Origin of the sequence: Kineococcus mangrovi (genome assembly GCF_041320705.1) — a bacterium.
Classification (GTDB): Bacteria; Actinomycetota; Actinomycetes; order Actinomycetales; family Kineococcaceae; genus Kineococcus; species Kineococcus mangrovi.
In genome coordinates this window covers 292,824-318,550 of record NZ_JBGGTQ010000002.1, presented here as the reverse complement: position 1 = coordinate 318,550, position 25,727 = coordinate 292,824, and the positions used below count along the sequence as shown (strand labels likewise).

General features: G+C 74.9%; 29 protein-coding genes. 14 read left to right on the top strand and 15 right to left on the bottom strand.

Translation table 11 applies throughout. The annotated features are described in order from the left end of the window. Nucleotides 1–32: 32 nt before the first annotated feature. The 3 genes from AB2L28_RS04600 to AB2L28_RS04590 form a co-directional block, all read right to left on the bottom strand. Nucleotides 33–887, bottom strand: a complete 855-nt coding sequence (locus tag AB2L28_RS04600; RefSeq protein WP_370717553.1) for an NADP-dependent oxidoreductase — start codon at nt 885–887, stop codon at nt 33–35. Nucleotides 888–954: 67 nt separating this feature from the next. Then, on the bottom strand, nt 955–1,809 hold the full coding sequence (locus AB2L28_RS04595; protein ID WP_370717552.1) for a helix-turn-helix domain-containing protein: 855 nt from the start codon (nt 1,807–1,809) through the stop codon (nt 955–957). Then, nucleotides 1,806–2,045 carry a hypothetical protein gene (locus tag AB2L28_RS04590; protein WP_370717551.1) on the bottom strand — a complete coding sequence of 80 codons (240 nt, stop codon included), beginning with the start codon at nt 2,043–2,045 and terminating at the stop codon, nt 1,806–1,808. The genes AB2L28_RS04595 and AB2L28_RS04590 overlap by 4 nt, the downstream gene beginning before the upstream one ends. Nucleotides 2,046–2,126: 81 nt before the next feature. Between AB2L28_RS04590 and AB2L28_RS04585 the strand changes: the two genes are divergently transcribed. The 5 genes from AB2L28_RS04585 (at nt 2,127) to AB2L28_RS04565 (ending at nt 9,601) form a co-directional block, all read left to right on the top strand. Continuing rightward, a complete protein-coding gene (locus AB2L28_RS04585; RefSeq protein ID WP_370717550.1) occupies nt 2,127–2,654 on the top strand; it encodes an SRPBCC family protein in 528 nt (175 codons plus the stop codon). A 1,009-nt stretch (nt 2,655–3,663) separates the two neighbouring features. Next, a complete protein-coding gene (locus tag AB2L28_RS04580) occupies nt 3,664–4,470 on the top strand; it encodes a L,D-transpeptidase family protein (protein WP_370717549.1) in 807 nt (268 codons plus the stop codon). Nucleotides 4,471–4,637: 167 nt separating this feature from the next. Beyond that, entirely contained in the window at nt 4,638–5,291 is a 654-nt protein-coding gene (locus AB2L28_RS04575) for an ABC transporter ATP-binding protein (RefSeq protein ID WP_370717548.1), read from the top strand. A gap of 53 nt (nt 5,292–5,344) precedes the next feature. Then, the gene (locus tag AB2L28_RS04570) at nt 5,345–8,209 is read left to right on the top strand and encodes a hypothetical protein (RefSeq protein WP_370717547.1); all 2,865 of its coding nucleotides are present in this window, start codon (nt 5,345–5,347) and stop codon (nt 8,207–8,209) included. 681 nt (nt 8,210–8,890) lie between these two features. Next, complete coding sequence (locus AB2L28_RS04565; RefSeq protein ID WP_370717546.1) at nt 8,891–9,601, top strand: peptidase; 711 nt, start codon at nt 8,891–8,893, stop codon at nt 9,599–9,601. A 70-nt stretch (nt 9,602–9,671) separates the two neighbouring features. Here the strand turns inward: AB2L28_RS04565 and AB2L28_RS04560 are convergent, their stop codons facing one another. After that, nucleotides 9,672–9,965: an IS3 family transposase gene (locus AB2L28_RS04560; RefSeq protein WP_370717545.1), complete on the bottom strand. Its 294-nt coding sequence runs from the start codon at nt 9,963–9,965 to the stop codon at nt 9,672–9,674. A gap of 92 nt (nt 9,966–10,057) precedes the next feature. After that, nucleotides 10,058–10,375: a transposase gene (locus AB2L28_RS04555; RefSeq protein ID WP_370717544.1), complete on the bottom strand. Its 318-nt coding sequence runs from the start codon at nt 10,373–10,375 to the stop codon at nt 10,058–10,060. A gap of 680 nt (nt 10,376–11,055) precedes the next feature. On the opposite strand from AB2L28_RS04555, the gene AB2L28_RS04550 reads away from it, so the two are divergent. Continuing rightward, complete coding sequence (locus tag AB2L28_RS04550; RefSeq protein WP_370717543.1) at nt 11,056–11,340, top strand: hypothetical protein; 285 nt, start codon at nt 11,056–11,058, stop codon at nt 11,338–11,340. A 90-nt stretch (nt 11,341–11,430) separates the two neighbouring features. Here AB2L28_RS04550 and AB2L28_RS04545 read toward each other — a convergent pair whose 3' ends face one another. The 4 genes from AB2L28_RS04545 to AB2L28_RS04530 all read right to left on the bottom strand — a co-directional run bounded on the left by AB2L28_RS04545 (nt 11,431) and on the right by AB2L28_RS04530 (nt 14,277). Further along, the gene (locus AB2L28_RS04545; RefSeq protein WP_370717542.1) at nt 11,431–12,216 is read right to left on the bottom strand and encodes a hypothetical protein; all 786 of its coding nucleotides are present in this window, start codon (nt 12,214–12,216) and stop codon (nt 11,431–11,433) included. A gap of 49 nt (nt 12,217–12,265) precedes the next feature. After that, the gene (locus AB2L28_RS04540; RefSeq protein ID WP_370717541.1) at nt 12,266–13,138 is read right to left on the bottom strand and encodes a hypothetical protein; all 873 of its coding nucleotides are present in this window, start codon (nt 13,136–13,138) and stop codon (nt 12,266–12,268) included. Between the two features lie 119 nt (nt 13,139–13,257). Then, entirely contained in the window at nt 13,258–13,800 is a 543-nt protein-coding gene (locus tag AB2L28_RS04535; protein ID WP_370717540.1) for a SigE family RNA polymerase sigma factor, read from the bottom strand. 207 nt (nt 13,801–14,007) lie between these two features. Next, nucleotides 14,008–14,277 (bottom strand): MmyB family transcriptional regulator, encoded by a 270-nt coding sequence (locus tag AB2L28_RS04530; protein ID WP_370717539.1) that lies wholly within the window; start codon nt 14,275–14,277, stop codon nt 14,008–14,010. A gap of 581 nt (nt 14,278–14,858) precedes the next feature. Here AB2L28_RS04530 and AB2L28_RS04525 point away from each other — a divergent pair. After that, nucleotides 14,859–15,146, top strand: a complete 288-nt coding sequence (locus AB2L28_RS04525) for a hypothetical protein (protein WP_370717538.1) — start codon at nt 14,859–14,861, stop codon at nt 15,144–15,146. On the opposite strand, the gene AB2L28_RS04520 is transcribed toward AB2L28_RS04525, so the two are convergent. Next, nucleotides 15,133–15,522, bottom strand: coding sequence for a RidA family protein (locus AB2L28_RS04520; protein ID WP_370717537.1), 390 nt, complete (start codon nt 15,520–15,522; stop codon nt 15,133–15,135). The two genes, AB2L28_RS04525 and AB2L28_RS04520, sit on opposite strands and share 14 nt — an antisense overlap. 50 nt (nt 15,523–15,572) lie before the next feature. Here AB2L28_RS04520 and AB2L28_RS04515 point away from each other — a divergent pair, with 50 nt between their 5' ends. Further along, nucleotides 15,573–16,100 carry a cysteine hydrolase family protein gene (locus AB2L28_RS04515; protein WP_370717536.1) on the top strand — a complete coding sequence of 176 codons (528 nt, stop codon included), beginning with the start codon at nt 15,573–15,575 and terminating at the stop codon, nt 16,098–16,100. On the opposite strand, the gene AB2L28_RS04510 is transcribed toward AB2L28_RS04515, so the two are convergent. Both AB2L28_RS04510 and AB2L28_RS04505 read right to left on the bottom strand, forming a co-directional pair. After that, nucleotides 16,089–16,745, bottom strand: a complete 657-nt coding sequence (locus tag AB2L28_RS04510; RefSeq protein ID WP_370717535.1) for a FadR/GntR family transcriptional regulator — start codon at nt 16,743–16,745, stop codon at nt 16,089–16,091. The two genes, AB2L28_RS04515 and AB2L28_RS04510, sit on opposite strands and share 12 nt — an antisense overlap. Then, nucleotides 16,742–17,449 (bottom strand): SDR family oxidoreductase, encoded by a 708-nt coding sequence (locus AB2L28_RS04505; RefSeq protein WP_370717534.1) that lies wholly within the window; start codon nt 17,447–17,449, stop codon nt 16,742–16,744. Before AB2L28_RS04505 ends, AB2L28_RS04510 begins: the two co-directional genes overlap by 4 nt. A 75-nt stretch (nt 17,450–17,524) precedes the next feature. Here AB2L28_RS04505 and AB2L28_RS04500 point away from each other — a divergent pair, with 75 nt between their 5' ends. The 3 genes from AB2L28_RS04500 (at nt 17,525) to AB2L28_RS04490 (ending at nt 20,119) form a co-directional block, all read left to right on the top strand. Next, a complete protein-coding gene (locus AB2L28_RS04500; RefSeq protein ID WP_370717533.1) occupies nt 17,525–18,277 on the top strand; it encodes an SDR family NAD(P)-dependent oxidoreductase in 753 nt (250 codons plus the stop codon). Nucleotides 18,278–18,397: 120 nt separating this feature from the next. Further along, a complete protein-coding gene (locus tag AB2L28_RS04495) occupies nt 18,398–18,928 on the top strand; it encodes a hypothetical protein (protein ID WP_370717532.1) in 531 nt (176 codons plus the stop codon). An 18-nt stretch (nt 18,929–18,946) separates the two neighbouring features. Beyond that, the gene (locus AB2L28_RS04490) at nt 18,947–20,119 is read left to right on the top strand and encodes an MFS transporter (protein WP_370717531.1); all 1,173 of its coding nucleotides are present in this window, start codon (nt 18,947–18,949) and stop codon (nt 20,117–20,119) included. A 194-nt stretch (nt 20,120–20,313) separates the two neighbouring features. On the opposite strand, the gene AB2L28_RS04485 is transcribed toward AB2L28_RS04490, so the two are convergent. Next, nucleotides 20,314–21,276: an alpha/beta fold hydrolase gene (locus tag AB2L28_RS04485; protein ID WP_370717530.1), complete on the bottom strand. Its 963-nt coding sequence runs from the start codon at nt 21,274–21,276 to the stop codon at nt 20,314–20,316. 57 nt (nt 21,277–21,333) lie between these two features. On the opposite strand from AB2L28_RS04485, the gene AB2L28_RS04480 reads away from it, so the two are divergent. Beyond that, on the top strand, nt 21,334–23,172 hold the full coding sequence (locus AB2L28_RS04480) for an AfsR/SARP family transcriptional regulator (protein WP_370717529.1): 1,839 nt from the start codon (nt 21,334–21,336) through the stop codon (nt 23,170–23,172). Between the two features lie 6 nt (nt 23,173–23,178). Here the strand turns inward: AB2L28_RS04480 and AB2L28_RS04475 are convergent, their stop codons facing one another. Beyond that, nucleotides 23,179–23,997, bottom strand: a complete 819-nt coding sequence (locus AB2L28_RS04475; RefSeq protein ID WP_370717528.1) for an IclR family transcriptional regulator — start codon at nt 23,995–23,997, stop codon at nt 23,179–23,181. A gap of 99 nt (nt 23,998–24,096) precedes the next feature. Between AB2L28_RS04475 and AB2L28_RS04470 the strand changes: the two genes are divergently transcribed. Both AB2L28_RS04470 and AB2L28_RS04465 read left to right on the top strand, forming a co-directional pair. Next, nucleotides 24,097–24,528 carry a hypothetical protein gene (locus AB2L28_RS04470; protein ID WP_370717527.1) on the top strand — a complete coding sequence of 144 codons (432 nt, stop codon included), beginning with the start codon at nt 24,097–24,099 and terminating at the stop codon, nt 24,526–24,528. 3 nt (nt 24,529–24,531) lie between these two features. Then, nucleotides 24,532–24,729 carry a helix-turn-helix transcriptional regulator gene (locus AB2L28_RS04465; RefSeq protein WP_370717526.1) on the top strand — a complete coding sequence of 66 codons (198 nt, stop codon included), beginning with the start codon at nt 24,532–24,534 and terminating at the stop codon, nt 24,727–24,729. 7 nt (nt 24,730–24,736) lie between these two features. Here the strand turns inward: AB2L28_RS04465 and AB2L28_RS04460 are convergent, their stop codons facing one another. Beyond that, nucleotides 24,737–25,663 (bottom strand): DHH family phosphoesterase, encoded by a 927-nt coding sequence (locus AB2L28_RS04460; RefSeq protein WP_370717525.1) that lies wholly within the window; start codon nt 25,661–25,663, stop codon nt 24,737–24,739. Between the last annotated feature and the right edge of the window lie 64 nt (nt 25,664–25,727).

The following is a 25,727-nucleotide window of genomic DNA, read 5'->3' as shown; positions in this document are numbered from 1 at the left end:
TCCTCTCGGGTGGGGTTCCGGGACGGGGATCGTCAGGCCGTGGGGGCCAGGACGACGACCTTCCCCGGCAGCCCGGCCACGGCGGCGCGGGCGTGCACGGCGGGAAGATCGACGAGGGGGACGCGTTCGGCGACGTGCAGGCGGAGTTCGCGCGTGCAGACGCGCGCCACGAGGTCGGCGAGCTGGTCGGTGTCGCGGCGCACGACGACGTCGACACCGCGGATCCCGCGGGTGGGGTCGCGGGGGGCGGGCCCGGCGGTGCTGACGATCCGGCCGCCGTCGCGGACCGCGGCGAGCAGAGCCTGCGTCCGGTCCCCGGGCAGGGGGGCCAGGACGAGGGCGAGGTCCACGGAGGCAGCGGTCGCGGTGCCGGCGAGGACCACGTCGGCGCTGACCTCCCGGGCGAGCTGGACGGCGTAGTGGCCGACCGCGCTCCCGGCGCCGTGGACGAGGACGCGCTCACCCGGGCGCAGCCGGCCGTGGTCGACGACGGCCTGCCAGGCGGTGAGGCCGACGAGGGGCAGGGCGGCGACGTCCGCGAGCGGCACCTGGCGCGGGGCCCCGGTGAGGTCGTCCGCGCCGGCCAGGACGAACTGGGCCGCGGCGCCGGGAGCGGCGGAGGGCAGGAGACCCACGACCGCCGCGCCGACCGGGAACCGCGCCCGGCCGGGGCCGAGCGCGTCGACGGTGCCCGCGACGTCGACGCCGGGGGTGTGCGGGAGCCGGACGCCCGGGAGGGTCCCGGAGCGGAGCGCGGCGTCCAGGTCGTTGAACGAGGTGCCGGCCACGCGCAGGCGGACCTCACCGCGCCCGGGGACGGGGACGTCGACGTCCTCGTGCCGCAGGACCTCCGCGCCGCCGAACTCGTGGAAACGCACCGCGTGCACCGGACCACCCCGCTCTCGTCGCGCCCTCGTCGTGCTGACGGGACCAACGTCGCAGGTTCTCGCAGGATCAACCTGGGCCGGATCGGCCCACCCTCACCACGGTCGGCCCGGTCGCGGTGTCGACGACCTCGGCGAGCCGCACGGCGTCGGCCGTCCCGGGCGCCGCGGTGAGCACCAGCGCCCCCAGGTCGTCACCGGGGATGGCCAGCAGGTTGCCGACGAGGGTCACCGGTTCGCCGTCCGAGCGCAGGAACGTCGCGCTGCTCTCGTAGGCCGTGACCGGTCTCGGGTCGCGCCACAGCGCGTCGAAGAGCCGGCTGCTGCTGCGCAGCACGTCCACGAGGGCCACGAGCGCGGTGTCGCGCGGGTACCGCAGCCGCGCGTCCTTGAGGCGGGCGACGAGGACGGACTGGTGGTCGGTCGCGTCGGCGGGGCTCTGCTGGAAGGCGGCGAACGGGGAGCAGAACGTTCGCCAGACGACGTTCCACTCCCACTCCTCACCGGTGCGCTCCCAGTGCTCGAGGGCGAGGAAGGCCCTGTTGACGGCCAGGAGGTTCATCGCGGCGTCCGCCACGAACATCGGGGTGTCGGGGAACCGCTCCAGCATCCGGGTCGCACCGGGCCCCAGCTCCGACGGCACGAGGCCGTCGGCCGCCGCGTACCCGGCGAGCGCCGCGAGTCGTTCGTACTCGGCGCGGGGTGCGCGCACGGCCCGGGCGATCGCGTCGACGACCCCCGCGGAGGGGTGGCTGCGACCCTGTTCCAGGCGTCGGACGTAGTCGGCCGACAGGCCGGCGAGGTCGCCGAGCTCCTCGCGGCGCAGACCGCGCACCCGACGGCCCGCGCTGGGGAGCTCGACGGAGCCCGGTGGTGTCGCCTCGCGCAGCCGGCGGACCGCTGCACCGAACTCCCGACTCGTCACGCCGTCAGTCTGCCCCCTGCGGGTGCCGCTCGTGGTGAGCCGGGACGGGGGCCTGCGGGTCGCGTCGTGCACGACGCGGCCCGGCGCGGCGTGGTCGAGGGTGCCCAGGCACGTCGGTCCGGCGAGGCCGGCACGAACACGTCGCACCCCGTCAGTTCCCCGCCGTCCTCGACGTCGGCGCCGGCCAGGTCGACGGCGCGGGCCAGGTGCTCGCGGTCGGCGGTGAGGCCGGTCACGGGACTCCTCCGGTGCAGCGGGTGTCGGGCCGACCCCAGGTCCGCGCCCGCCTCCCGGCGCGGGCTGGCAGTCTGGGACGGGTGAGCGCGCACGCCGTCGTCCGTCAGGTCCTGCCCGTGCCCGCCGCCGTGGCGTTCGACGTGGTCCACGACTACCCGCACCGGCTGGCCTGGGACACGCTGCTGCGCGAGGCGTTCACCGTCGGCGGTGCCGAGCCCACCCGCGGCGTGGAGGCGGTGTGCCGCGCCCGCTGGTCCCTGGGCGGGCTCTCGTTCCGCACCCGGTACGTGACGTTCCGCCGTCCCGACCTGGCCGCGGTGACGTTGACCTCGCGCTCGCCGTTCTTCGAGGCGTGGGCGGCCTCGATGCGGCACCGCGACCTCGACGACGGGCGCAGCGAGGTGGTCTACACCCTCACGTTCACGGGGGCGCCGGCGCCGCTGCGCCGGCCCGTCGAGTTCGTGGCGCTGCGGGCGTTCCGCTGGGAGACCGCTCGTCGGCTGCGGGCCCTCGCGGACCACCTGCGTGCGCTGCCTCAGGACGTCGGTGGCGGTCCCCGGGTTGAGCAGGGGTCGGCCGCCCCCGTCGGTACCCACGACGCGGGTTGACCGCGACGTCGCCCGCAGTGCGCCACGACTGCGACGTTCACCCCCGGCCGGGCGAGCGGACGGGCGTCATGGACGGGTGGCGACCAGCGGTGAGCACAGCGATGTGGTGCGACCGATCGGTCGTCCACCTCGCCACCGCGCGTCGGCGAAGCACCCGACCCCGAGTCTTCCGTTCACGAGGCCGACGACGGGCCGCCGGAGCCACCGTCTCGGTGCCGCCGCCCTGCACGCGGTTGCCGCCGCGCTGACGACCTTCCTCCCTCCGCGGGGTGGTGCCTCACCGCGCGAGCAGTGGTCCTCGGCGTCCGGGGCGTGGAGTCGACGGCGGTCGACGCCACGCTCGACCGGGTCACCCAGCGCGAAGGCATCACCGCCATCCCCTGCGCTGTGATCGCCCTCGCTGCGGACGCGCTGTCACCGACGTCCTGGCCGGGTGCACCCGGCCGACACCGGCGTCGCGCGCGCCCAGCCCCGACTGTTCGGCCCGGTCGACTTCGACCTCACGGTCCTCCGGCTGATCACCAGACTCGTGCAGGACGCGCGGACCGGTCTGGCGGCGCTGCGCACCGCCACAGCCGCGGCCCGTGCGCAGGTCTGGTCGATCGCCTCACCGGTCCTGCAGGAGGGGCGCATCGTCGTTGATCCGGATGCCACGATCGTCGCGTCGCATCCGCAGGAGGAAGGCGGTGGTGTCACGTCCCGGCAGCAGGTGTCGCTCCTCCCGGTGACCGACGCGGACGTCGACGCGGACCCGGGCAGACAGTTCTCGCAGGAGAACTCCCTGCCCCGCGACGACGTGCAGACGCGAAGCCCGCTGTCGGCCCACACGTCCCCCTCGGTCGTGAGCCGGCCCTCGTCGGCGGGCACCTCCGCTGTGGCCGCCCCCGGCGTGTCCGGCGCCCTGTCCACGCGAGGTGCAACGAGAACGGGATCGTGCGCGTCCTCCCACCGCCGGGGAATCCGCCTCGGCGATCAGGAACGCCGCAGAAGCCGGAAGAACCCGCATCCCATGAGCACGAAGTCCCTGCCCACGCACCCGTCGCCCCGTTCAACCGGGCGTCGACTCGCCCTGCGGCTCCTCGCCTGCACCGCCGCCGTAGCCGCGTGCGGTGCGGCCCTCAGCTCCCAGGCCGACGCGAGCGCCCCCGTGCTCGCCCCCCGGTTCGCCTCCGTGTCCGCGACCGTTCCCGTGGGCTCGACCACCTCCCCCGGTGGCGTCCTCGAGGTCGGTTCCCAGGGGGCCCGGGTCCTGGCCGCGCAGCAGCGCCTGACGGCGCTGGGCTACTGGCTGGGAAACCCCGACGGTCACTACGCAGAGCTGACCCGGCAGGCCGTGATGGCGCTGCAGGGCGCAGCTGGTCTGCACCGGGACGGCATCCTCGGACCGGCCACCCGCACCGCCCTGGACCGTGGCGTGGTGCCGCGGGTCTCCGTCCGGACGGGTCACTCGGTGGAGATCGACCGCGCTGCCGGCACCCTCACGTTCGCCGACGGCGGTCGCGTCACCACGGTCCTGCACACCTCGACCGGCAGCTTCCAGCGCTACCGCTTCCCCGACGGGCGCACCGCCCTGGCCGATACTCCCGCCGGGAGCTTCCACGTGTACCGCACGGTCGACGGCGTCCGGGTCGCGGCTCTGGGGCGGTTGTACCGCCCGCGCTACTTCGACCCCTCCCAGGGCATCGCGGTGCACGGAGCCGCCCACGTGCCCGGCTATCCCGCGTCGCACGGGTGCGCCCGCGTCACCAACGCGGCGATGGACATGATCTGGTCGACGAACCAGATGCCGATGGGCACCCAGGTGGTGGTGCGCTGAGCAGGGAAGTGCCACGGGCCCGCGGCAGGCGCCCGGGGACCGGATCCACCGGACCGGACCCCGCGTCCACGCCGATGGGGCAGAGTCGACCGCACGGACCAGGAGGATGGGCGACGGGGGGCGACGTGCTCGACGCCGGGCAGCGGAGTGCCGAGGTGGACGGGGACGTGTCCCTCCCCGTGCAGCTGCGGGGGGTCGAGATCTGCTTCACCCGGCGGGGTCTGCCCCCTCTGCTCATCGTGCAGGGGCTGGACCTGTCCGTGGCGGCGGGCGTCCTGCACTGCCTGGCCGGTCGCAGCGGTTCCGGCAAGACCAGCGTGCTGCGCGTCGCCGCCGGTCAACTGGTGCCACGCGCCGGAACGGTGCACTGGTCGCGGCGGTCCGTCCTCGACGTCCCCGACCGCGAGCTGCCCGCGCTGCGGCGCCGCTCCGTCGGTTACCTGGACCAGGGCGCGCACCTGCTACCCGGTCTGAGCGTCCTGGAGAACGTCCTCGTACCGGCCGTCCCGACCCGTCAGACCCGGCAGCTGCGCCCACGGGCGCTGGACCTGCTGGACCGGCTGGGCGTGCGGCAACTCGCCACGCGCCGCACGGCCGGCCTCTCGGGCGGAGAACGTCAGCGCGTGGCCCTGGCGCGGGCCCTGCTGCTCAGCCCAGCCGCGGTGCTGGCCGACGAGCCGACGGCGAGCCTGGACCGGACCACCGCCGACGGGGTCATCGACCTGCTGCGGGCGACCGCCGACCGGGGAACGGCCGTCCTCGTCACCAGCCACGACCCGGGTCTCGTCGATGCGGCCGACGAGCGGACCGCGTTCTCGTGAGGACCGGCCCGGGACCGCTGCCAGGTGGGTTGCGCCGACTCGCACGAGACCGGTTGCGCCTGCTGGCGTTCGTCGTGAGCGCCGCCGTCCTGCTGCTGTCGGCCGCCCTCGACAGCCGCGCTGCGGCATCGCTGTCCCAGTCCCTGCAGGACCGGGCCCGAGGCAGGTACGACCTGGTCGTCACCGCGAGCGCCCCGGACACCACCGGGCGGACCCTGCGCCCCTCGACCCTCGGGGCGGCCGCCGGCGGGAACCACCTGAGCCTGCGTCAGGTGCAGCAGGTGGCTGCCGTGCCCGGGGTCGACGTGGCCGCGCCGGTGGGGACGGTCCTGTTGCCCGCCACGGGTTCTGCCAAGGGCGTCTTGACGGTCGACCTGTCGGACCCGGCGCTCCTTCCCCCCGGTGCGACGGCGTCGCCGACCGCAGCGGTCACGCAGGTGGTCCGCGCCGGGGTGACCGTGACCACCCGGACAGCCGGCGGTCGAGACACCGTGACGACCGCGACCCGTGACTACGCCCTCGACTGGAGCCGGTGGTCGGGGCAGACGGGGCAGAGACCGCGCGCCGTGAGTTCCGACGGGGACGTCGGTGAGGCGCGTTCGGTGGACCTGGCGCGCGATCTGCGTGACACCTTCGGAGTCGGCCCGGCCGCCCCCGAGGTGACGGCTGCCGCCGGCGAGGGTGTCCTGCGGGTCCCGCTCCCCCTGGCCGCGGTCGCGAACACCTCCCTCGTCCTGGTGGACCCCACCGCCGAACGGGCGCTCCTGGGCGATGCGGGTGCCTTCCTCGACCCCCTCGCCCAGGCGGACGACCAGATCGGTGCGGCCCACCCGTCGTGGGATCCCGGCCGCACCCACCCGTCGGGCGAAGGCCTCGCGGGTCTCGTCGAGAGCGCCGTCGTGTCCCGTCCGGTCCCCGTGCTGCTGCCTGAGGACGCAGCGGCCACGGCACACGTGCACGTCGAAGTCGACGTCCTGGCCGTCCCCGGCGGTGTCGCCGCCGCCGTCCTGGACCGGGCCGGGACGGGAGACGTCGAGGGCGCCGCGGCCGACCTGACCCGGGCGGGTGCGGCTGCCGCGACGGGGGCCGCGCGCACCGTCTACGACGGCGACGTGCACGGGGAGCTGTCCAGCGCGGACCCCCGGACCCTGCGAGCCTCCTGGCCGGGAAGCGACCCGACCGCCGGCGAGCCCTGGTACTGGGGGCTGCCGCTGTACGACCCGCTCGGACCGCTCAGCGGGGCCGCACGGCGGACCCCCGTCACCACGCAGAGCGAGACCACACCGCGGACGTCCCTCGACGGGCGCGGCCGGGCCGTGCGGACGGTGCTCGGGGTGGAGGGGTACTCCGGCGCCCGGGCCCGCAGCGCGCCGCGGACGTCGACGCAGGGGACGGGAGGTGGCGGACCGGCGGAGGCCGATCCGGCTCCGGGGGCGGCGACGGCCCCGGGGGCAGAAGCCGACCTGTCGTCACCGACGGCGGCCACCACCGCCGAGCCCTCGCCGGGAACCGATCCCTTCGACACCACGCCCTACCCGGTGGGCGGGTACACGGACGCCGAGCTGAGCCCGGTGACTCAGGGACCGGCGGGACTGCCGCTGGGCTACGGCGAACCGGCGGACACCTTGCCCGGCACGTTCAACGGAACCGGCAGCCCGGTGACGTCGGCGGGGCGCAGCGCCACGACGGCCATCGCTTCCCTGCGCAACGCCGAGGAGTGGGGTCTGACCGCTCCTGTCGACGCCGTCCGGGTCCGGGTCGCCGCGACGGGCGGGTACACGGCGCGGACGCGGTCGGCCATCGCCGACGTCGCCCGGCGCATCGAGGCCACCGGGTTGCACGTGACCGTCGTCGCGGGGTCCTCCCGCGGACGGTTGCAGGTCCTCGTTCCCGCCGTCCCCACCGGGAACGGCGCCGGGCCGCAGACCCTCGCACCGGTGCGGGCCGAGGTGGCGTGGCCGTCGCTCGGGGCAGCGGCCGACGTCTCGGCGGGCTTGTCGCGCACCGCGCGCACCGTTCTGCTGCTGGCCGCCGTCGCGGCCTGTCTGCTCCTGGCCTGCGTCGCCGCGCTCTCGCTGTCCGCACGCCGCCAGGAGGGCGCCCTCCTGGAGCAGTGGGGGTGGCGACGCAGAGACGTGGTGTGGTGGGAGGTGGGGCCGGACCTGTGGGGGGTGGGTCTGCTGTCGGGAACCGCCGCCGCCACGGCGGCCTGGCCCGGTACCGGGTCCGCGGCACCTGCCGCGGCCGTCGTGACGACCGCTGTCGTCGCAACGCTCGTCAGCGGCGCCGTGTTGCCCCTCACCAGCCGACGCCGCAGCCGTCGTCCACCGTCAGCCCGGTCCGGGTGGGTGGCCGCCCGGCGGCGGACGCGGCCTCGGAGAGCAGGACACCATCCCGGACTCGGGGTGAGGACCCCGGCGGGAACGGGTCTGCGCTGGGCCACCCGGTCACCTGCGGGAACCGCGATCACCTCCGTCGCCCTCGCCATGACCTGCCTCAGTGCCGGCACCGCAGCCCAGAGCATCGACGAGGGCCTCGCGGTGTTGGGCCACACGGCGCTCGGCGCAGCCGCAGTCGCCGCGACCGGGGCGACTCAAAGCATCGTGGGGGTGCTCGCCCTGATCGCCTCCGGGGTCACTCTGGTCTCGGTGCGGAGGCTGCGGGTTCGGCGGCGCCGCACCGACCTGGCGGTGCTGGCGAACGCCGGTTGGTCCCACCGCGACCTGTCCACCGCGACCGCGGTCGAGTCCGCGGTCGCCGCCCTGCCCGCGGTGGCAGCGACCGCGGTCGCGGCTTGGGTGGTGGACGGCCCCCGCAGCGTCGGGCTGATCACCACGTGCCTGACCGGTGTCGCGGTGACCGTCGTGACCATGGCGTCCAGGTCTCGCGACCTCGAGGCTGAGACCCCACGCCCGTGACGCCTGCTCGGCGACCCGCAGAGGCGGCGGCCACGCGCACCACCGCGAGCACCACCGGGGCGGCACCGCCCTGCAGGGCAGCGAGATCGCCCGTGCGGGCGCCTGCGGGCCGTCTCGACGAGGACACTCACCGCAGGTGGGGGTGCCGGTCGAGGACCGCGTCCCCGCGCGCAGTGTCGCCGACCCGCGGCTGGCGCTCACCCGCGCCGCCCCGACCGGGGTGTCGGGGATGTCGGCGATCCGCTCGTCAGCCATCTCGTCCAGGTGGCGCAGAGCCACGACGGAACGCTGCTCGGTCGGCAGCTCCTCCGGGTCGAGGGGATCCTCACGCCGGACCGCCCGCCGCCAGAACGACGTGCTCTCGTTGACGAGCATCCGGTTCACGTGCGCGACGGGGTCGTCGACCCTCGCGATTCGACCCACTTCAGCAGCGCCTCGGCCAAGACGTCCTGCTCGACGTCCTCCGCCTCGGCGGGGTCGCGCAGCAGGCCGCGCGCGAGGCCGCGTCGGTCCGGCTCGCCGTCCGCCCACCCGGCAACGGGGCCGCCGCCAGCGCCAGGGTCAGCACCGCGACCCGCGGAACGACCCGGAGAGAACCAGTGCAACAACTACGGAGTCCGACGCGTCCTCACAGTGTCATCGTCGCCACGACGGTACGAAACTCGAGAAGGAGTACCCGCAATGCGTCGTTCGGTCCTCACCGCGGCCGTCGTCACCAGTCTTGCCGCCGCGGTCGTCGGGGTCAGCGCCTCCGCGGCCACGGCCGCTCCGACGATCCCCTCCCAGCGGGTCGTCCACTTCGCCAAGGGGAAGGACGCCGCAACCCTCACTGGTCACCTCACCGACCACGGCGACGTCCGCTACGCCTTCGACGCGAGGGCCGGTCAGTCCGCGAACCTGCGGTTCGCAGCCGCCGCCCAGGGCAGCGGTTGGACGCTCATCGGCCCCACGGGACCTGTCGTGCACGAGGCGGCCGACGCCCAGCAGAAGAACTGGACGTACGAGTTGCCCGAGACCGGCCGGTACTACGTCGACGTCGTCTCCCCCACGGCGACCGACTACTCGCTGCGGCTGACCATCCCGCGGACGGCGCAGCGCGCCATCACGTTCGTCAAGGGCCAGCGCTCCGCGACCGTCGCCGGGATCGTCAAACCCCGCCACGACGACCGCTACACCTTCAAGGCCACGAAGGGCCAGAAGGCCGACATCCAGCTGACCGGGGAGGCCAAGACCGTGGCCTTCACCCTCGTGGCCCCGGACGGCACCCCGTTGCACACGACTCGCACGGAGCAGCAGAGGGACGTCACGATCACGTTGCCGCGCAGCGGGACGTACGTCCTGACCGTGAGTTCCGCCGAACGGACCGGGTACGAACTGGCACTGACCATCTGACGCCGCACCCGTTCGACGCGGGCCCGGCGAGCGGCGTGGCCGTCGCGGGAGAGTGTCCCCACGATCCTCGTCAGGCGGCGGCGGCGGCGGCGGCGGCCGGGGCGGGCACAGTCGTGGTCTTCCACCGCTTCGGCTGTCGGCCGCGCAACCCGGCCGCGCTCATGAGCCGGGCGATCCGCTCACGCGAGTGCGTCCGACCGGCTGCGGCCAGCTCGGCGTGCACCCGCGGGGAGCCGTAGGTGCCCTGGGAGTCGTCGAAGACGTCGACGATGGCGGTGGTGAGCTCGGTGTCCTCGCGCTCACGCTGGGACGGTCGGTGCTGGCCGGTGGCGGGGTGGTTGTCGTAGTAGGCAGGCCTCGACACGAACAGAAACCTTCGAGAGCTGCCACGCGCGCTTGACGCGGTGTCCAGCGGCTCGCTCCGCCGCGATGGCACGGGACGGAACGGGTGCGCCGTCACCGGGTCTCACCGGCGAAGAAATCCGTGGCACGCTCGGGGATTCCGACGTCCTCGCGCAGTTGGCGGTTCTCCCGCCGCAACCGCGCCAACTCCTGGCGCTCATCGAAGCTCAGCCCACCGCCGGCTCCGCCGTCGTCGCGCTCGTCCCGCTCTGCCTGGCGGACCCACTCGCGGACCGCGGTCTCGGTCAGGTCGACGTCGCGGGCGACCTGCCCGATGCTGCGGTCACCAGTCCGGCACCGTTGGACGATCTCGGCCTCGAAGTCGGCAGTGGACGACCGGCGCGGTCGAGCCTGCTTCCTCGAAGCGGACATGACACCCGTCTTCCCAGGGGCGCACCCCTGATCCCAGGTGTCCGGCCTCCCGGGGCAAGCTCAGACGGCTGGCTCTCTCACCCGACTCGTCCCGGCGCAGGTCAAGGCCACGTGGCCGGGACGGACCAGGTGAGAACGGACGGCGACCACAGCCCCGGTCGGCAGGTCCGTGTCCTCTGCGAACCGCATGAGGTGGGCGATGTGGACGACGTTCCACCGCTTGCGCGCAGGTTGTTCCTCCGTCTGTGACGTCGATTTCCGGACTCTCCTGCGGCGGGTTCTGGTTCCGGTATCGGACGCAGAAGCGCCGGGAGTCGCTGCGAGCGTGGTCACGCACGAGGCGACGCGACGATCGATCGTCGCGCAGGTGGCCGTGGATCCCCCCCGGTGGTCCCCGCCTGCTGCGGGTGCGGCTGCGCGAGGGTGGTGAGGTGCAGTTGCCGGAGCTGGGTGAGGAGGATCGAGCGCGTGTCCTGGCCGCCGGGCCGCACTGATCCGACGACGCGGGAGGCGGGGTGCCCGCACCGGTCGCCCCGGCGGCTCGAACGGCGCGGTGAGCAGGGGCGCGCCGGGGGAGCTGAGCGCTGTGCGCACCGCGGGACGACCGCGGGGTCGTCAGCTCAGCACCCGGTCGCTGATTCCCCGGTCCACCCCGCGGTTCGGCGACCATGATGGTGACCATGAGCGACGCCAGCGGCCACCGGCAGCGGACCGACGACGACGCGGGCTGGGACGGCGCCGCGGACGAACGCGTTGCCCCGCTGCGATCGGCGGCCCTGGGTGGTCTCGCCGTCGGGGTCCTGCTCCTCGTCAGCGCGGCCGCCTGGCTGCAGCACGCGCAGAACTCCGCGGACGGCTCCGTGTGGGGGCCCCTCGTCTGTCTGCTGCTGGCCTTCGGGGCGCTCAGCTGGGCAGGCCTGTCGGCTCTGGCCTTCTGGGTCTGTCGGGCGGTGCTCGGCAGGTAGTTGCGCCGTCGCACGACCGCGTGGCCGTCGGCGAGTCCGCGACGTCCGGTGCCGCTGGAACACCAGGCCGACGGAGGTCGGGGCGTCGGGTCACGCCGGGGGTGGTCGCCGGTAGAGGACCTCCTCCTCCTGGGAGGGGCGTGGAGGCTGCGGTGAGGTGGCGACGGGCGCGATCGGTCTGCTGGGCCGGTCGGTTGCCGGGCAGGGGTCGGTCAGGGGGGGCGGGGCGGGTGCGTCCAGCACCGGGCCCGGGGGGCGCTCCCGCAGCACGGTGACCGCGGCCAGCGTTGCGAAGAGGGCACAGCCGAGGAGGACGAGCGCGACCAGACCCACGTCGGGCAACTGCCCGCTGGTCGGGCTGGACGTCAACTGCAGCCCGGCGGTGCCGGCGCCGTCCCGTGGGTGGGTCACAGCTTGGCTGAGCAGGACACCGGCGGCTGTCACGCTCTCGGCGACGACCAGTGCGGCGGCCGCGGTGGCGATCCACCGTGCCGGCGGCGACGGCAGCAGCCACCGAGGACGTCCGCTCACGAGCACGGCGCAGAGGATGAACAGGGCAGCAAGAGGGGCCAGCAGAGACAGCGGAACCGGAACCGCCCTCCACAGGAGGCTGAAGCGCAGTTGCCAGCTGATGTCCCAGACGTCACCGTCACCGTCCTCGTCCACCGGGGTCAGACCGTTCAGACGGGTCAGCGAGTCGTCGGTGAACGCCTGGTAGGCCAGTCCGGCCAGGACCGACGGCACGGCCAGGGCGAACAGCGCCACCACCCAGGCGACCCAGCCGCCCCCGGGAGGACCGGGTGCGTCCTCGGCCCGGTCCGTTCCCGTCGGGTCCTCGGACCCGGGCAGCCCGGGGCGGGGGTCCTCGGTCGTCACCGGGTCGACCCCCGGAAACCGATCCGGAACGTCGACCGGTCGGACCACGTCACGACCGGCTGGGCGCGGCCGGCGCCCCCGGATCCACGGTGGCGCCGGAAGGGGGCAGAGGCAGCACCTGCCCGGCCAGCAGCCGGCGGCCGCCTTCGACTTGAGCGTCCCACTCGTCGAGACCCCACAGCTGCCCCAGACGGGTCGCATCGTCCACGCTGTAGCCGGCGGCGGCGAAAGCGGTGATCTCCCAGCCGGGGGAGTCTCGGGAGACGTCCGCGGTGGGTGTCACCGGCACCGCTCGACCCGCCATCAGATCTGCCCCGGCGGTGGTCTTGGCCTGGCTGGGGTCCAGCTTCCAGATCCGCCCCAAGGCCACGGCATCGGCGTAGTCGTAACCGGCGCCGAAGAAGGCCGCCAGTTCCGGTTCACCCTGAGCGGTGAGGTCTGCAGCCCACTGCCGCTGCTGCGCGCTGAGCTGCTCCCGGGCGAGTTCCTGCGTCGCGGCAGCCGCGGCCGAGGCCCGCTCGGCGGTCAGGTCGGCCGAGGCGGTCGTCTCAGGAGTTGCGGCAGGAGGCGTCGTGGGGGCTGGGTCGACGGTGGACAGGGAACCAGCGGTGGGTGCGGTCGCGGCCACCGAGGACCGTTCGTCCGGACCAGCAGGCTGCGGACCGAACCAGCCGGTGGGGTCGCCGGTCCCGGTGACGACGACCGTGGTCGCTGCGACAGCGATCGGGGCGCTGATCAGCGCCGTGGTCACGGCGCGGCGGCGGCGCGCGCGCTGACGCCCACCACGGACGGCGGCGGCCACCAGCCACGGCGGGGTCGCGAGCGGTGTCACCGCCTCGGTCATCTCCCGCCGCAGACGCTGCTCCAGGTGCTGCTGAGGGTCGTCGCGGCGATCGTCGGTGCCGAGGTGTCCTGCCGTCATCTGCTCTCCTCCACGTCTGTGCAGCCTTGCCGGCTCGGTGTCTTGCGTGGCCGCTTCCCCGGTGTCACGGGCGAGGTCTCGGCCGGGCCGTCGGTGGGGGGAGTGGGGTTCTCGCGCGTTCACGGTGCCGCCGCCTCCCTCGCGTGGTCTGTCGCCGCCGCGTCGCCCACCGAGTCCCCGTCGTGGGTGTCGTGCTCACCCAGGAGCCGGCGCAGGGTGGCCATGCCCTTGGCGGTCTGGCTCTTCACGGTGCCGCGGGCGATGTCGAGCTCGTCGGCGACCTTCTCCTCCGACCAGTCCTCGAAGTAGCGCAGCACGATCACCGCCCGCTGCCGCGGGGGCAGCCGACGCAGGTGCTCGACGATCTCCGAGCGGGCGGCGCGTTCGGTGGCGCCGTCGGTCACGGCGCGGTCGTGGCGTTCCCCGAGCGGGACCTGGCGGGGGCGTCGCCCAGCGCGGCGCCACCGATCGGTCAGGGCCCGCGACATGGCGGTGCGGGTGTAGGCCAGCGGGTCGTCGATGCGCTCCCAGCGGGGGTACAGACGTTCCAGGACGTCCTGCAGGAGGTCTTCGGCCTCGGCGCGGTCTCCGGTCATCAGCACCGCGGTCCCCAGCAGCCGCCCACCCCAGGTGGACACGAACCCCTCGAACGACTCCTGCACCCCACACCCTCCTCCTGGCCCGGTCCACGGTGAAGACGACGAGCAGCTCTGCCGGGTTGCCCTGCTCCCTCCTCCCGTCCGTCGAGGTGAGCTCACCGGGGAACGACCGGGAGGTCGTTCAGGTCCACGCGCGTCGCGGGACGCGGACGGGCAGGCGCTGACCTCGCGGAGCGGGATCCACGCGTGAGCCTCATGCCGTGAGACCCCTCACCAGCTCGAGCCCGTCGGCGTCTGAGCTTCCGGCGCGGCGGAGTGCACGACCAGTGTCTGGTCGTCGTCGGGAACCGCCAGGCTCTCGCAGTCCAGGGTGAGGCGGCAGAGGCCGGGGACGTCGTAGCTCTCGACGTCGCTGCAGCGGTGCTCCACGGGTCGTTCGTCCCACAGCCGGGCGTCCTGCGGGTAGCGGGCCAGGGCGGCGCGCGCCCGGGCGACGGCGCTGCGATCGAGGCGCGCCCCGTCCAGTCCTTCGGTGACCACCCGGGACGTGGAGGTGGCGTCAGCGACGAAGCGCAGCCACAGGTGGGTGCGGCGGAACGCCGGTACCCCCGAGAGGTCGTGATGCGCTCGGGCAGTCGCAGCACCGGAGGACGCACGACATCGCCTTCGACCACGAGTGCCAGTGCGCCGACCGCGGCCGAGTCGGCCTCTCGTGGTCCCGTGGCGAGACGGGCAGCCTGAGCCTGGTACTGCCGATCCCGGGCACGAGGGTCGCTGACGCACCCCACCAGCCGGCCACGGGGGAGGCATGAACACCGCGTCGATCACCGGCGCATCTCGGGGGAGGGGTTTGCACGCCGCTCGTGAGCTCGCTGCCAGGGGGTGACCGTCTTCCCCGGCGCTCGCCGGCCCGACCAACTCACCGCGCGCTTACGGGAGACGGGAGTGGAGGGCAGCGGAGCGGGCCGGAGGACCTGAGGAGTGTCACCACCAGGACCATCGCGAGTGCCGCCGATGCCCTGATGCGGAAGTGTCACCGATGTCCTGAGGCACGACACGCGGACCGCTCGCGCCGCAGCCACTGGTTCGTACGCTTGTTCGACCTCTGGCACAGTGGTCGGGTGTCCGGGGGTCAGCTGCGCAGGAACGGGCAGCGTCCGCTCTACGAGGGGGTGCACCGCGAGCAGGTGCTGCGGGAGCAGCAGTCCCGGGGTGAGCGGCCCGCCGCCCGGCACTGCTGGGTGCAGGCGCCGGACGGTCCGGACCTCTGGCCGGGGGTCGTCGTGGCGTGGGTCCGGGGGCCCGCGGGGTGGCGGGGGCGCGTCGTCTACGTCGTGCCTGGGGACGATCCCGTCCTCGTCGAGGCGTGGGTCGAGGCCGAGCACCTCCGCCCGGTCACCGGGCGATGACGGCGTCCGCCTCGATCTCGACGAGCAGCCGGGGGTCGATGAGGGCACCGACCTGGACCATCGTGGCCGCCGGTCGGACGTGACCGAGGAACTCGCCGTGGACGCGGCCCACCTCCTCCCAGCGGGAGATGTCGGTGACGAACATCCGGGTCCGCACGACGTCCTCGAGGGTCGCGCCGGCTTCGAGCAGGGCCGCGCGGATGCGCGTCAGGCAGACGCGCGTCTGCTCGGCGAGGTCGTCACCGCCGGCGGGGCCGTCCGGGGTGGCGGCGGTGGTGCCGGCCACGCTCACGTGGTCGCCGACGCGGACGGCGCGCGAGTAGCCGACGGTGGCCTCCCAGGGGCCACCGCTGGAGATCAGTCGACGAGTGCTCACGACAGCACTGTGCCGGACGGGCGGGCCCGGCCGCGGGTAGCGTTCCGGGCGTGACCGACCCCTGGCTCGTCCTGGTCGACCTGCAGCGGGTCTTCGGTGCGCCCGACAGCCCGTGGGCCGCCCCGCGCTTCGACGCCGCGGCCGCGGCCTGCGCCCGGCTCGCCGATCGCTTCGCCCCGCGCGTCGTCCTGACCCGGTTCGTCGCCCCCGCTCGGCCGGCGGGGGCCTGGGGCCCGTACTACGAGCAGTTCCCGTTCGCCCTCGTTCCTTCCGGTGACCCGCTCTACGACCTCGTCGACCCGTTCGCGGGCAGCGGGTTCGAGGTCGTGACGCGCACGACGTTCGGCAAGTGGGGACCTGAGCTGGCGGCAGCGACCGGCGGCGCACCCCTCGTCGTCGGTGGCGTGTCGACCGACTGCTGCGTGCTGTCCACGGTCCTGCCCGCGGCCGACGACGGCGTCGGGGTCACGGTGGTGGCCGAGGCGTGCGCCGGGGCGAGCGAGGCCGACCACACCCGCGCGCTCGACGCGATGCGCCTGTACGCCCCGCTGGTGGAGGTCGTCGACTCACTCCCCTGACGTGCGCCGGACGATCCGCGCGACCAGTCCCCCCGCCAGGTCGTCGTCCCCGTCGGCGACGGACCGGGCCAGGTCCGCGTGCAACCGCACGTCCAGCCGTCGCGGGGGCACCTCGGCGCGGTCGCGGACGGCGAGCGCCACCACGGCCCCCAGGGTGACGAGCATCGGGTTGCCGGCCGCGTGCAGGAGTTCGGAGTGCAGGGCGGCGTCGAGGCGGGAGAAGTCCCCCGGGGCCGTGTCGAGGACGGTGTCCAGAGCGGTGGCCAGGTCCCGCAGGCGGGTCCTGGTCGCGGAGTCGGCCCGCCGGGCTGCGGCTCGCGCCGCAACGGGTTCGACGGCGGTGCGGAGTTCTCGCAGTTCCCGCAGCTGCGCCGCCCGGTCCGGTCCGGCCAGCCGCCAGCGGACGACGTGGGGGTCCAGGAGGTTCCAGCGGGTCGCGGGTTGGACGACCAGCCCGACCCGGGGTCCGGCGGTCAGCAACCCGAGCGCGACGAGCACCCGGGTGGCCTCGCGCACGATGCTGCGCGAGGCGAGGGTCTCCTCGACGAGCGCGTCCACCGACGTCCGTGCCCCCGCCGGGAGGTCGCCGGTGACGACGGCCGCGCCGACGTGGTCGAGGACCCGGCCGAACGCGGGGCTGCTCACCGCTGCGCGACGGGGGAGACGACCAGTTCGTCGATGCGGACGTGGGTGGGGGAGTCGAGGACGAACTGCACCGTCCGCGCGATGTCGTCGGGGGTCAGCATCCGTTCGCGCGCCGCCGCGTCGGGGACGGTCGGTCGCTGGTCGAGGAAGTCCGTGGCCACGTCGCCGGGGCACAGGTGGCACGCGCGGACCCCGTTGCCCGCCTCGGTCGCGTTGAGGGTCCGGACGACGGACCCGAGCGCGGTCTTGCTGGCGGAGTAAGCCACCCCGGCGCTCGGGTGGAACGACCAGCCCGCGTACGAGGAGACGACGACCGCCACCCCGGAACTGGCGCGCAGGTCCGGCAGCGTCGCGTCCAGCACCGTGACGACGGCGCCGAGGTTCACGGCCACCACGTCGTGGAACGTGGCGATCTCCTGGTCGTCCCAGCCCCGGCGGGGGGTGTTCCGCCCGGCGGCGAGCACGAGCCCGTCGATGCGCCCGAACTCGTCGACGACGCGGTCCCGCGCGGCGCGGACGGCGTCGTCGTCGCGCACGTCGAGGGGCAGTTCACGGCACGTCCCGCCCGCGGAGGTCGCCGTCTCGTGCAGGGCGTCGGCGCGACGGCCGCTGAGGACCACCGTCCAGCCGGCCGCCACGGCTGACCGGGCGACGGCCCGGCCCATGCCGGAACCGGCACCCGTGACCCACAGGACTCGTCCCACCGCTGTCTCCTCCGCTCGCCCGTCCACCCGAACAGTATGCTCAATCGGGTTGGTCCACCGACGAGAGGACGACCCGTGCACCTCGACCTGTCCGACCGCGTCGTCGTGGTCACCGGCGCCGGCCGCGGCATCGGCCGCACCCTGGCGCAGCGGTTCACCACCGAGGGCGCGCACGTCGCGGCCCTCGACCTCGCCTTCGAGGACGACCTCCCGGAGCAGATCGCGAGGATCACGTGCGACGTCACCGACCCGGGGTCCGTGCAGACCGCCGTCGACACCGTCGTCGAGCGCTGGGGCACCGTGGACGTCCTCGTGAACAACGCCGGCGTCAACGTCGACGGCCGCGTCGCCGACCTGACCTGGGACCGGTTCCGCCGGTGCCTCGACGTCAACGTCGGCGGGGTGTTCCTCGTCAGCCAGGCCGTCGCCGAGGTCATGAAACCCCGCCGCCGCGGGCGCATCCTCAACGCCGCCTCCTTCGCCGCGATCGTCCCGAGCGTGGGCAGCGCCGCCTACGCCGCGTCCAAGGCCGCCGTCGTGCAGTTCACGCGCGTCCTGGCCTCCGAGCTCGGCCCGTACGACATCACCGTCAACGCCTACGCCCCGGGCATGGTGCCCACCGCCATGAACGGTTTCGCCGACCTCCCGCCGGCCGCCGCCGCCGAACTGCTCGACACCCTGTCCCTGCGCCGGTGGGAGAGCGCCGACGACGTCGCGAACCTGCTGGTGTTCCTCGCCAGCGACGCCGCGTCCTACGTCACCGGCACCCTCCTCGACGTCTCCGGCGGCAAGCTCGCGACCCAGATCCCCTCCCGCGCCCACCGGTAGGGGTGGAGACCTCCACCTGCGGGTTCCACCCGCGACCGGCCCGGCGGTCGATGCCCGGGGGTGCCTGCCGGCGGGAGGGTCCTGGTGTCCGCACCACCAGCCCCCGTCGAGGAGTCCCCGATGTCCCTCACCACCTCCCTCGTCATCGCCGCCACGATGATCCTCACGACCCTGCTGGCCGACCGCGGCGTGCGCCGCGTCACCTGGGGCCGCCTCCTGCGGCCGCTGCTCACCGGCGGTCCGATCGCCCTGTTCTTCGCCTCCCACGTCGTGACCCGCGGCGTCGGCCTGGCCGTCGAGGTGGCCGGCGCACTGGCCGGTCTGCTCCTGGGCCTGGGGGCCGTCGCCCTGGCCCGCACCGGTCGCGACGAGGCCACCGGGGAGGTCGTCACCCGCGCCGGTGCCGGCTACCTCGGTTTCTGGATCGGCGCCTGCGTCCTGCGCTTCGCCGTCGGTTACGGCGCGCAGCACTGGTTCGGGCAGCAGTGGGGCACCTGGCTGTACCTGCACGGCGTTGCGGTGGGCGACATCGCCGCGGTCATCGGCAACGGGATCGTCTTCTCCGTCCTCGGGATGCTCCTGGCCCGTTCCGCCGGGATCGCCCTGCGCGCCCGCCGCGTCCGCACCACCGGGTTCGCCCTCGCCCGCTGACCCTGCGAGGGTGCTGCGGTGCCCACCCCCTCCGGACCGGTCTTCGGCGGGTGGCGCCCCCTCGCCGCGGTGTACGCCCCCGCGGCCCTGTTCAGCACCAGCCAGGGCGCGGTCCTGCCCGTCCTGCCCCTCACCGCCCGCGACCTCGGCGCCTCCGTCGCGGCCTCGGCCGTCATCGTCGCCCTCCTCGGCGTCGGGCAGGTGGCGGGCGCCCTGCCGGCCGGGGCCCTCGTCACCCGCACCGGCGAACGCGTCGCGATGCTCACCGCCGCGGTCGTCTCCGGGCTCGCGCTGGCGGGGGCCGCGTTCGCGCCCCGGGAGGCGTTGCTCGCCGTCTGCGTCCTCGCCCTCGGACTGGCCTCGGCCGTGTGGGGACTGGCACGGCAGTCGTTCCTCACCGCCGCCGCCCCGCCGCACCTGCGGGCCCGGGCGCTGTCCACCCTCGGCGGGGTGGGACGCATCGGCACGTTCGTGGGCCCGTTCCTCGGCGCCGCCGGCAGCGCCGTCGCCGGGGTGCGCGGGTCCTACGCCGTCGCGGTCCTCGCCGCGCTGGCCGCCGCGGTCGTCGTCCTCGTGCTGCCCGACCCCGAGCTCGACGAGGTCCACCACGGCCCCGCCCCGACGCTGCGGGAGGTGTTCGCCGCCCACGCGCGCCTGCTCGCCACCCTCGGCGTCGCGGCGCTCGCGGTCCAGGCCGTCCGGCAGTCCCGGCAGACGGTGCTGCCCCTGTGGTGCGACCACGTCGGCCTCGACGCCACCACGACGAGCCTCGTCGCCGGCGTCTCCGGGGCCGTCGACATGCTGCTGTTCTACCCGGCCGGCTCGGTCATGGACCGGGTCGGGCGCGCGGCCGTCGGGGTGCCGTCGATGCTGGTGCTCGCCGTCGGGCACGTGCTGCTGCCGTTCTCCCACGACGCGTGGACGGTGGCCCTCGTCGCCGTCGTCATGGGGATCGGCAACGGCATGGGCGCCGGGCTCGTCATGACCCTCGGCGCGGACCACGCACCCCCCGGCGGCCGCGCCGTCTTCCTCGGCGCGTGGCGGCTCGTCACCGACACCGGCGCCGCCTCCGGCCCGTTGCTCGTGGGGGCGCTCGCGGGCGCCGGGGGACTGGTCGTCGCCACCGGGGGCGTCGCGGTGCTGGCGGTGGCCGCCGCGGCCGGGTTGTCCCGGTTCGTGCCCCGCCGCTGACCCGTCCGGGGCACCCGGTGCCGGGAGCGCCGCCCCGGTGCGAGGTCGTGGGTGACGCTGGCCGGGTGCCACCGGTCGACCCGTCCCGCCCGGACCGGGCCGCGCTCGTGGAGCCGGTCCGCCTGCACGAGTTCGCCCACCTCGTGGGTCTGGCCCACGTCGAGGACCCCGGTCAGCTCGTGAACCCGTCGACGTCAGGTCCGGTCGAGCACGCCGCAGGGGATCTGACGGGCCTGGCCGCCCTCGGGACGGGACCCTGCCTGGGCACGTGACGGCCCACCGGGGCCGCTCGCGCGGGCCGCGACGTCCCGGACGAGCGCGACGACCTCTCCCGGTGCCTCCTCGGCCAGGAAGTGCCCCGCCCGCGTCGTCCGGTGGTCGACGTCCGGCGCCCACGACCGCCACACCGCGCGCAGGTCGTGGCCGAGCCGAGGTCCCCAGTCCTGCTGCAGGACACCGACGGGCACCGGCAGCGTGCGCCCGGCGTCCCGGTCGGCCACGTCGTGCGCCAGGTCGATCCCGGCGGAGGCGCGGAAGTCCGCCACGATCGAGCGCACCCGGGCCGAGGACGCCTGGAGGTAGTGCTCGCGGACGTCGTCGAGCACGCTCGGGTCCTGCGCCCACGCGTCGAGGAAGTGGCCGAAGAACTCCCGAGGAGCCGCCTCCACGAGGGTCTCGGGCAGCCCCTCCGGCTGGGCCATCAGGTACAGGTGGAACGCCACGGCCGCCGAGACCCCGTGCAGGACGGCCCAGCTGTCGACGGTGGGGACGACGTCGAGGCAGACGAGACCGGCGACCCGGTCCGGGTGGTCCAGCGCCGCCCGGAACGCCACGAGCGCTCCCCGGTCGTGGCCCACGACGGTGAGCGGGCCGAGGTCGAGCGCGTCCGCGACGGCGACGACGTCCCGGGCCATCGTCCGGGCCGAGTAGACGTCCTCGCGGTAGCCGGACGCGTCGCGCGCCGGCGGGGCGTCGCTCTCGCCGTAGCCGCGCAGGTCGGCCGCGACGACGGTGTGGTCGGTGGACAGGTCGGCGACGACGTGCCGCCACATCCGCCGGGTCTGCGGGAACCCGTGCAGCAGGACGAGGGGCGTACCGGCCCCGTGGACGTCCACGGCGATCCGGACGCCGTCCGCTCCTTCGATGAACTCGGTCATGCGCCGAGCCTCCCCACGTCCGATGAGCAGCGGATGAGCGCACGGCACGATGGGGGTGTGGACGTCCGGATCGGCCTGCTCGGCCCCGTGGTGGCCTGGCGCGGTGTCGAGGGGGACGAGGGAACGGCCGCCGAGATCGCCCTGCCCGGGCCGCGGCACCGGGAGGTGCTCGCCCGGCTCGCGCTCGCCGGGGGACGGGTCGTCCCCGTCGACGTCCTCGTCGAGGACCTGTGGACCGCTCCGCCCGCGGGGGCCGTGACGGCGGTCCGCACGTTCGTCGCCGCGTTGCGCCGGGCCCTGGAACCGGACCGTCCGGCGCGCGCCCCTGCCCGCACGCTCGTGACGGTCGGCGCGGGCTACGCCCTGCGCGCCGCGACGGACGTCGACGCCTCCCGGGTCCCCGCGGACGCCGACGTGCCGACGCTCGAGGGCGCCCTCGCGCTGTGGCGGGGACCGGCTCTGGACGGTCTCGGCCAGACCCCCTGGGTCCGCGCCGAACGGGACCGGTTGACCGGGGAACGGCTGCGGGTCGTCGAACTCCTCGCGGCGGCCCGGCTGCGGTCGGCGAACCCGGGGTCGGCCGTCCCGGACCTGCTGCGGCACACCGAGGAGAACCCCTGGCGGGAGGAGGGCTGGCGGCTGCTCGCCCTGGCGCTCGCGGCCGCCGGCCGGCGCGCCGAGGCGCTGGACGTCCTGCGGTCCGCGCGGTCGCTGCTCGTCGGGGAACTGGGACTCGACCCCGGGCCGGGGTTGCGCGAGGCCGAGGCGACGGTGCTCGCCGACGGTCCCGGTGTCCGCTGGGAGGCCTCCGTCGACGCCCTGCGGCACCTGGCGGTGACGGGAGCCGAGGGGCTGCGGGCGGCGCGTTCCGGTCGCTCGGCCGCGCTCGACGCGTTCGAGGCCGGTGGCGCGCCGACGCCCCGGACGGCGGCCCGGGTGGTCGGCGGTTTCGACGTGCCCGCCCTGTGGTGGCGTTCCGACGACCCGGCGCAGGCCGCCCGCGTCGTCGCCGCTGCCGAGCACCTGCTGCGCGCCGGCCCGGGCGAGCCGGGGAGGGCCCGGCTCCTCGCCACGCTGGCGGTGGAGCGCCGTGGTGTCGGGGGGAGCGCGGCCCCCGCGGCCGAGGCCGAGCGCCTGGCCCGGCGGCTGGGGGATCCCACCCTGCTCGTGCACGCGCTCGGCGCCCGCTACCTCGCCGGCTTCGAGGACGGCACGACGGCGGACCGCCGGCGCACCGGTGAGGAACTCGTGGCCGTGTCCGCTCGCCACGAGTTGTGGGCGCACGAGGTGCTGGGGCACCTCGTGGTGGCGCACACCGCCTGCGCCACCGCCGACCTCGTCACGGCGGACCGGCACGTGCGGGCCGCGCGGGACCTCGCCGCGGCCGAGGGGGCCCCGCTCGTCGAGGTGTTCACCGGCTGGTACGGGGCGCTCCGCGAGGCCCTGGACGGGGCGCGCTTCGAGACCGTCCTGGCCGGGTACCGCCGGCAGGTCGAGGCGACGCGGGGGCAGGGGATGCCCGGCCTGGAGGAGGGGCTGCTGGAGGTGGCGGTCGCGGCGGCGCACCTGCAGCACGGCCGGGCGGTGCCCGGTGCGTGCGCCGCCGGCCCCTTCGCCGCGTGGACGGGACCCCTGGCGCTGCTGGGGTCCGGGGACCGGGAGGCCGCCCGGACCGCGCTGCGGGCGGCCGGCGAGCCGCCCCCGGGGCACTTCGCCGACCTGTTCCGCTGCTTCCTCGCCGCGGCGGCCGCGGAGCTGCGCGACGACGTGGTGTCCGCGCGGTTGCTGCCGCGGCTGGAACCCGTCGCCGACGAGTTCGCCGGTGCCGGGAGCGGGATGGTCACCGCCGGGCCGGTGGCGGGTTTCGTCGACCGCCTGCGGGACCTCACCGGCTGAGGGGGATCAGCGGACGCCCGCCGCCCGCAGGTCGCGGGCGAGCCGGTTCGCGGCGCGCGCGAGGGCGTCCGCCACGCGGTCGACCTCCGCGTCGGTGGCGAGGTCGGCGGGCAGGCTGCAGCTGAGCGCGTCCGTCGCCGGGATGCGGTACTCCACGCGCACCCCGACGCACACCGTGCCGGGGAGGTTCTGGCCCTGCTCGAGCGCCCACCCGCGGCGGCGGACGTCGGCCAGCTCGGCGTCGAGGGTGGTGCGGTCGGGGACGGTGTCCGGGGTCAGCGCGGGGAACGCCCCCCGCGGCAGCAGCCCGTCGAGCTCGGCCGCGGACCGTTCGGCGAGCAGCGCCTTGCCGAGCGCGGTCGCGTAGGCGGGCAGGAACCGCCCCACGCGGGAGTGCGTGCGGTGCGCCTCCGGCGCTTCGCGGGTGGCCAGGTACACCACGTTGCCACCCGGTTCCAGGCGCGCCACGTGCGTGGTGCAGCGCGTCTCGTCCCGCACGGCCTCGACGGCGGCCAGCGCCCACGGCAGGGCGGGGTCCCGGTCGAGGTAGGCCGTGCCGGTCAGCAGCGCCTGCGACCCGATGCCGTACCCGCCCGAACCCCCGGTCCCGGTCGACGGCGGTTCGACCCACCGCAGGTCCACGAGCGTGCGCAGCAGCGCGTGCAGGCTGGAGCGCGGGTACCCCGTGCGCTCCTGCAGCTGCCCGACCGACAGGACGTACGGCGGTTGCGCGAGCGCCTGCAGGATGCGGACGGTGCGTTCGGCCGACTTGACCGGCCCCCGGCCACCGTCGCCGTCCGGCGCGTCCTCCCCGTGCTCGCTCACGTCCCACCTCCGGGGACGGAGTCTAGGAGAGCTGCCCGGCAGTCGTTTCCTCGGTCAAGGACACTTGACACCGGGTGTCAAGTCTCCTTGACTACGAGGATGGAGGCGCTTCCTTCTCGACGACCGCGCACGACGGCGTTCCCCCTCGCCCTGCTGCTGGGGCTGGTGGCGGCGGCGTCGCTCGGGGCGATGGCGGCGTGGGCGGGAGAACCACCGCTCCGCTCGGTGCGCTTCGCGGTCTTCGCCGGCGCCGCGGCCTTCCCCTGCGTCTCGCTCGGGTGGGTCCTCGTCCGTTCCCGGCAGCTCGGCCCCGCCGATCCCCGGGCCGAGGACAGCGTGGAGAAGGTCTGGTTCGAGCGGGCCTGTGCGGGCGCCTTCCTCGACCTCGCGACCGGCTGCGGTCTGTTCCTGACCCTGCTGTCCGTGACGGACACCGAGGTCGGTGGCACGGGTGTGCTCTGCGCCGTGCTGCTGGCCGGCCTCGCCGACGCTGCGGTGCGGTTCTGCGTGCAGCGTCGAGCGGGATCGTGACCGGTGGAGAACTCCGTAACCGCCCGCCGGTCGCGACTGGGGTGGTCGCAGGCGCGACTGGCGGAGGAGCTGGGAGTTTCCCGTCAGACAGTGATCTCGATCGAGAAGGGCCGCTTCGACCCCAGCCTGCCGCTCGCGTTTCGGCTGGCCCGGCTGTTCGAGTGCGCGATCGAGGACGTTTTCGACCCTGGTCCGCTCTGACGTCGCCTCAGCGCGCCCGCAGCTCGCCGACGAGTTCGCCCAGCACGCGCTCGGAGTCCTCGTGCGGCACCTGGCAGGTGCCGGCAGCGAGGTGCCCGCCGCCGCCGTACTCCAGGCACACGCCCCCGACGTCGACCGGCGACGTGCGGTCGACGATGGACTTGCCCACGGCGAACACGGTGTTCTGCTTCGCCCGGCCCCACATGACGTGGACCGAGACGCGGGCCTGCGGGAACAGGGCGTAGACGAAGAACCGGTTCCCGGCGTGGATCGTCTCCTCCTCGCGCAGGTCCAGGACGGCGACGTCGCCGTGCAGGGTGGTGACGCGCTCCAGCTGGGCCTTGAACAGCTCGGCCTGGGCGTGGAACAGCTCGACGCGCTCGGCCACGTCGGGCAGGGCGAGGATCTCCTCGACGTCCTGGTAGTCGATGCAGCTGTCGATGAGCTGCATCATCAGCTGGTAGTTCGAGATGCGGAAGTCGCGGAAGCGGCCCAGACCGGTCCGCGAGTCCATGAGGAAGTTCAGCAGCGTCCAGCCGGTGGGCTCGAGGATCTCCGAGACGTCGTACTGCGCGGAGTCGGCCTGGTCGACGGCGTGCATGAGCTCGTCGGAGATCTTCGGGAAGCGGTCGGCGCCACCGAAGTGGTCGTACACGACGCGGGCCGCGGACGGGGCGTCGGCGTCGATGACGTGGTTGGCGGCACCGGCGTTGCGCAGCGTCTCGGAGTGGTGGTGGTCGAACACGAGGTGCGCCCGCGGGTCGTAGGGCAGGTTCGTGAGGATGTCGCGGCCGGTCACCTCCACGACACCGTCCTGCACGTCCTTGGGGTGCACGAAGGTGATCTCGTCGACGAGGTCGAGCTGGCGCAGCAGCACGGCGCAGACGAGACCGTCGAAGTCGCTGCGGGTCACGAGACGGTAGGTGTCGCTCACACCCGACTCATCGGCGGCCACGGCCCCAGTCTTGATCGGTCTCGTCCAGTTCGTCGCCCGGACG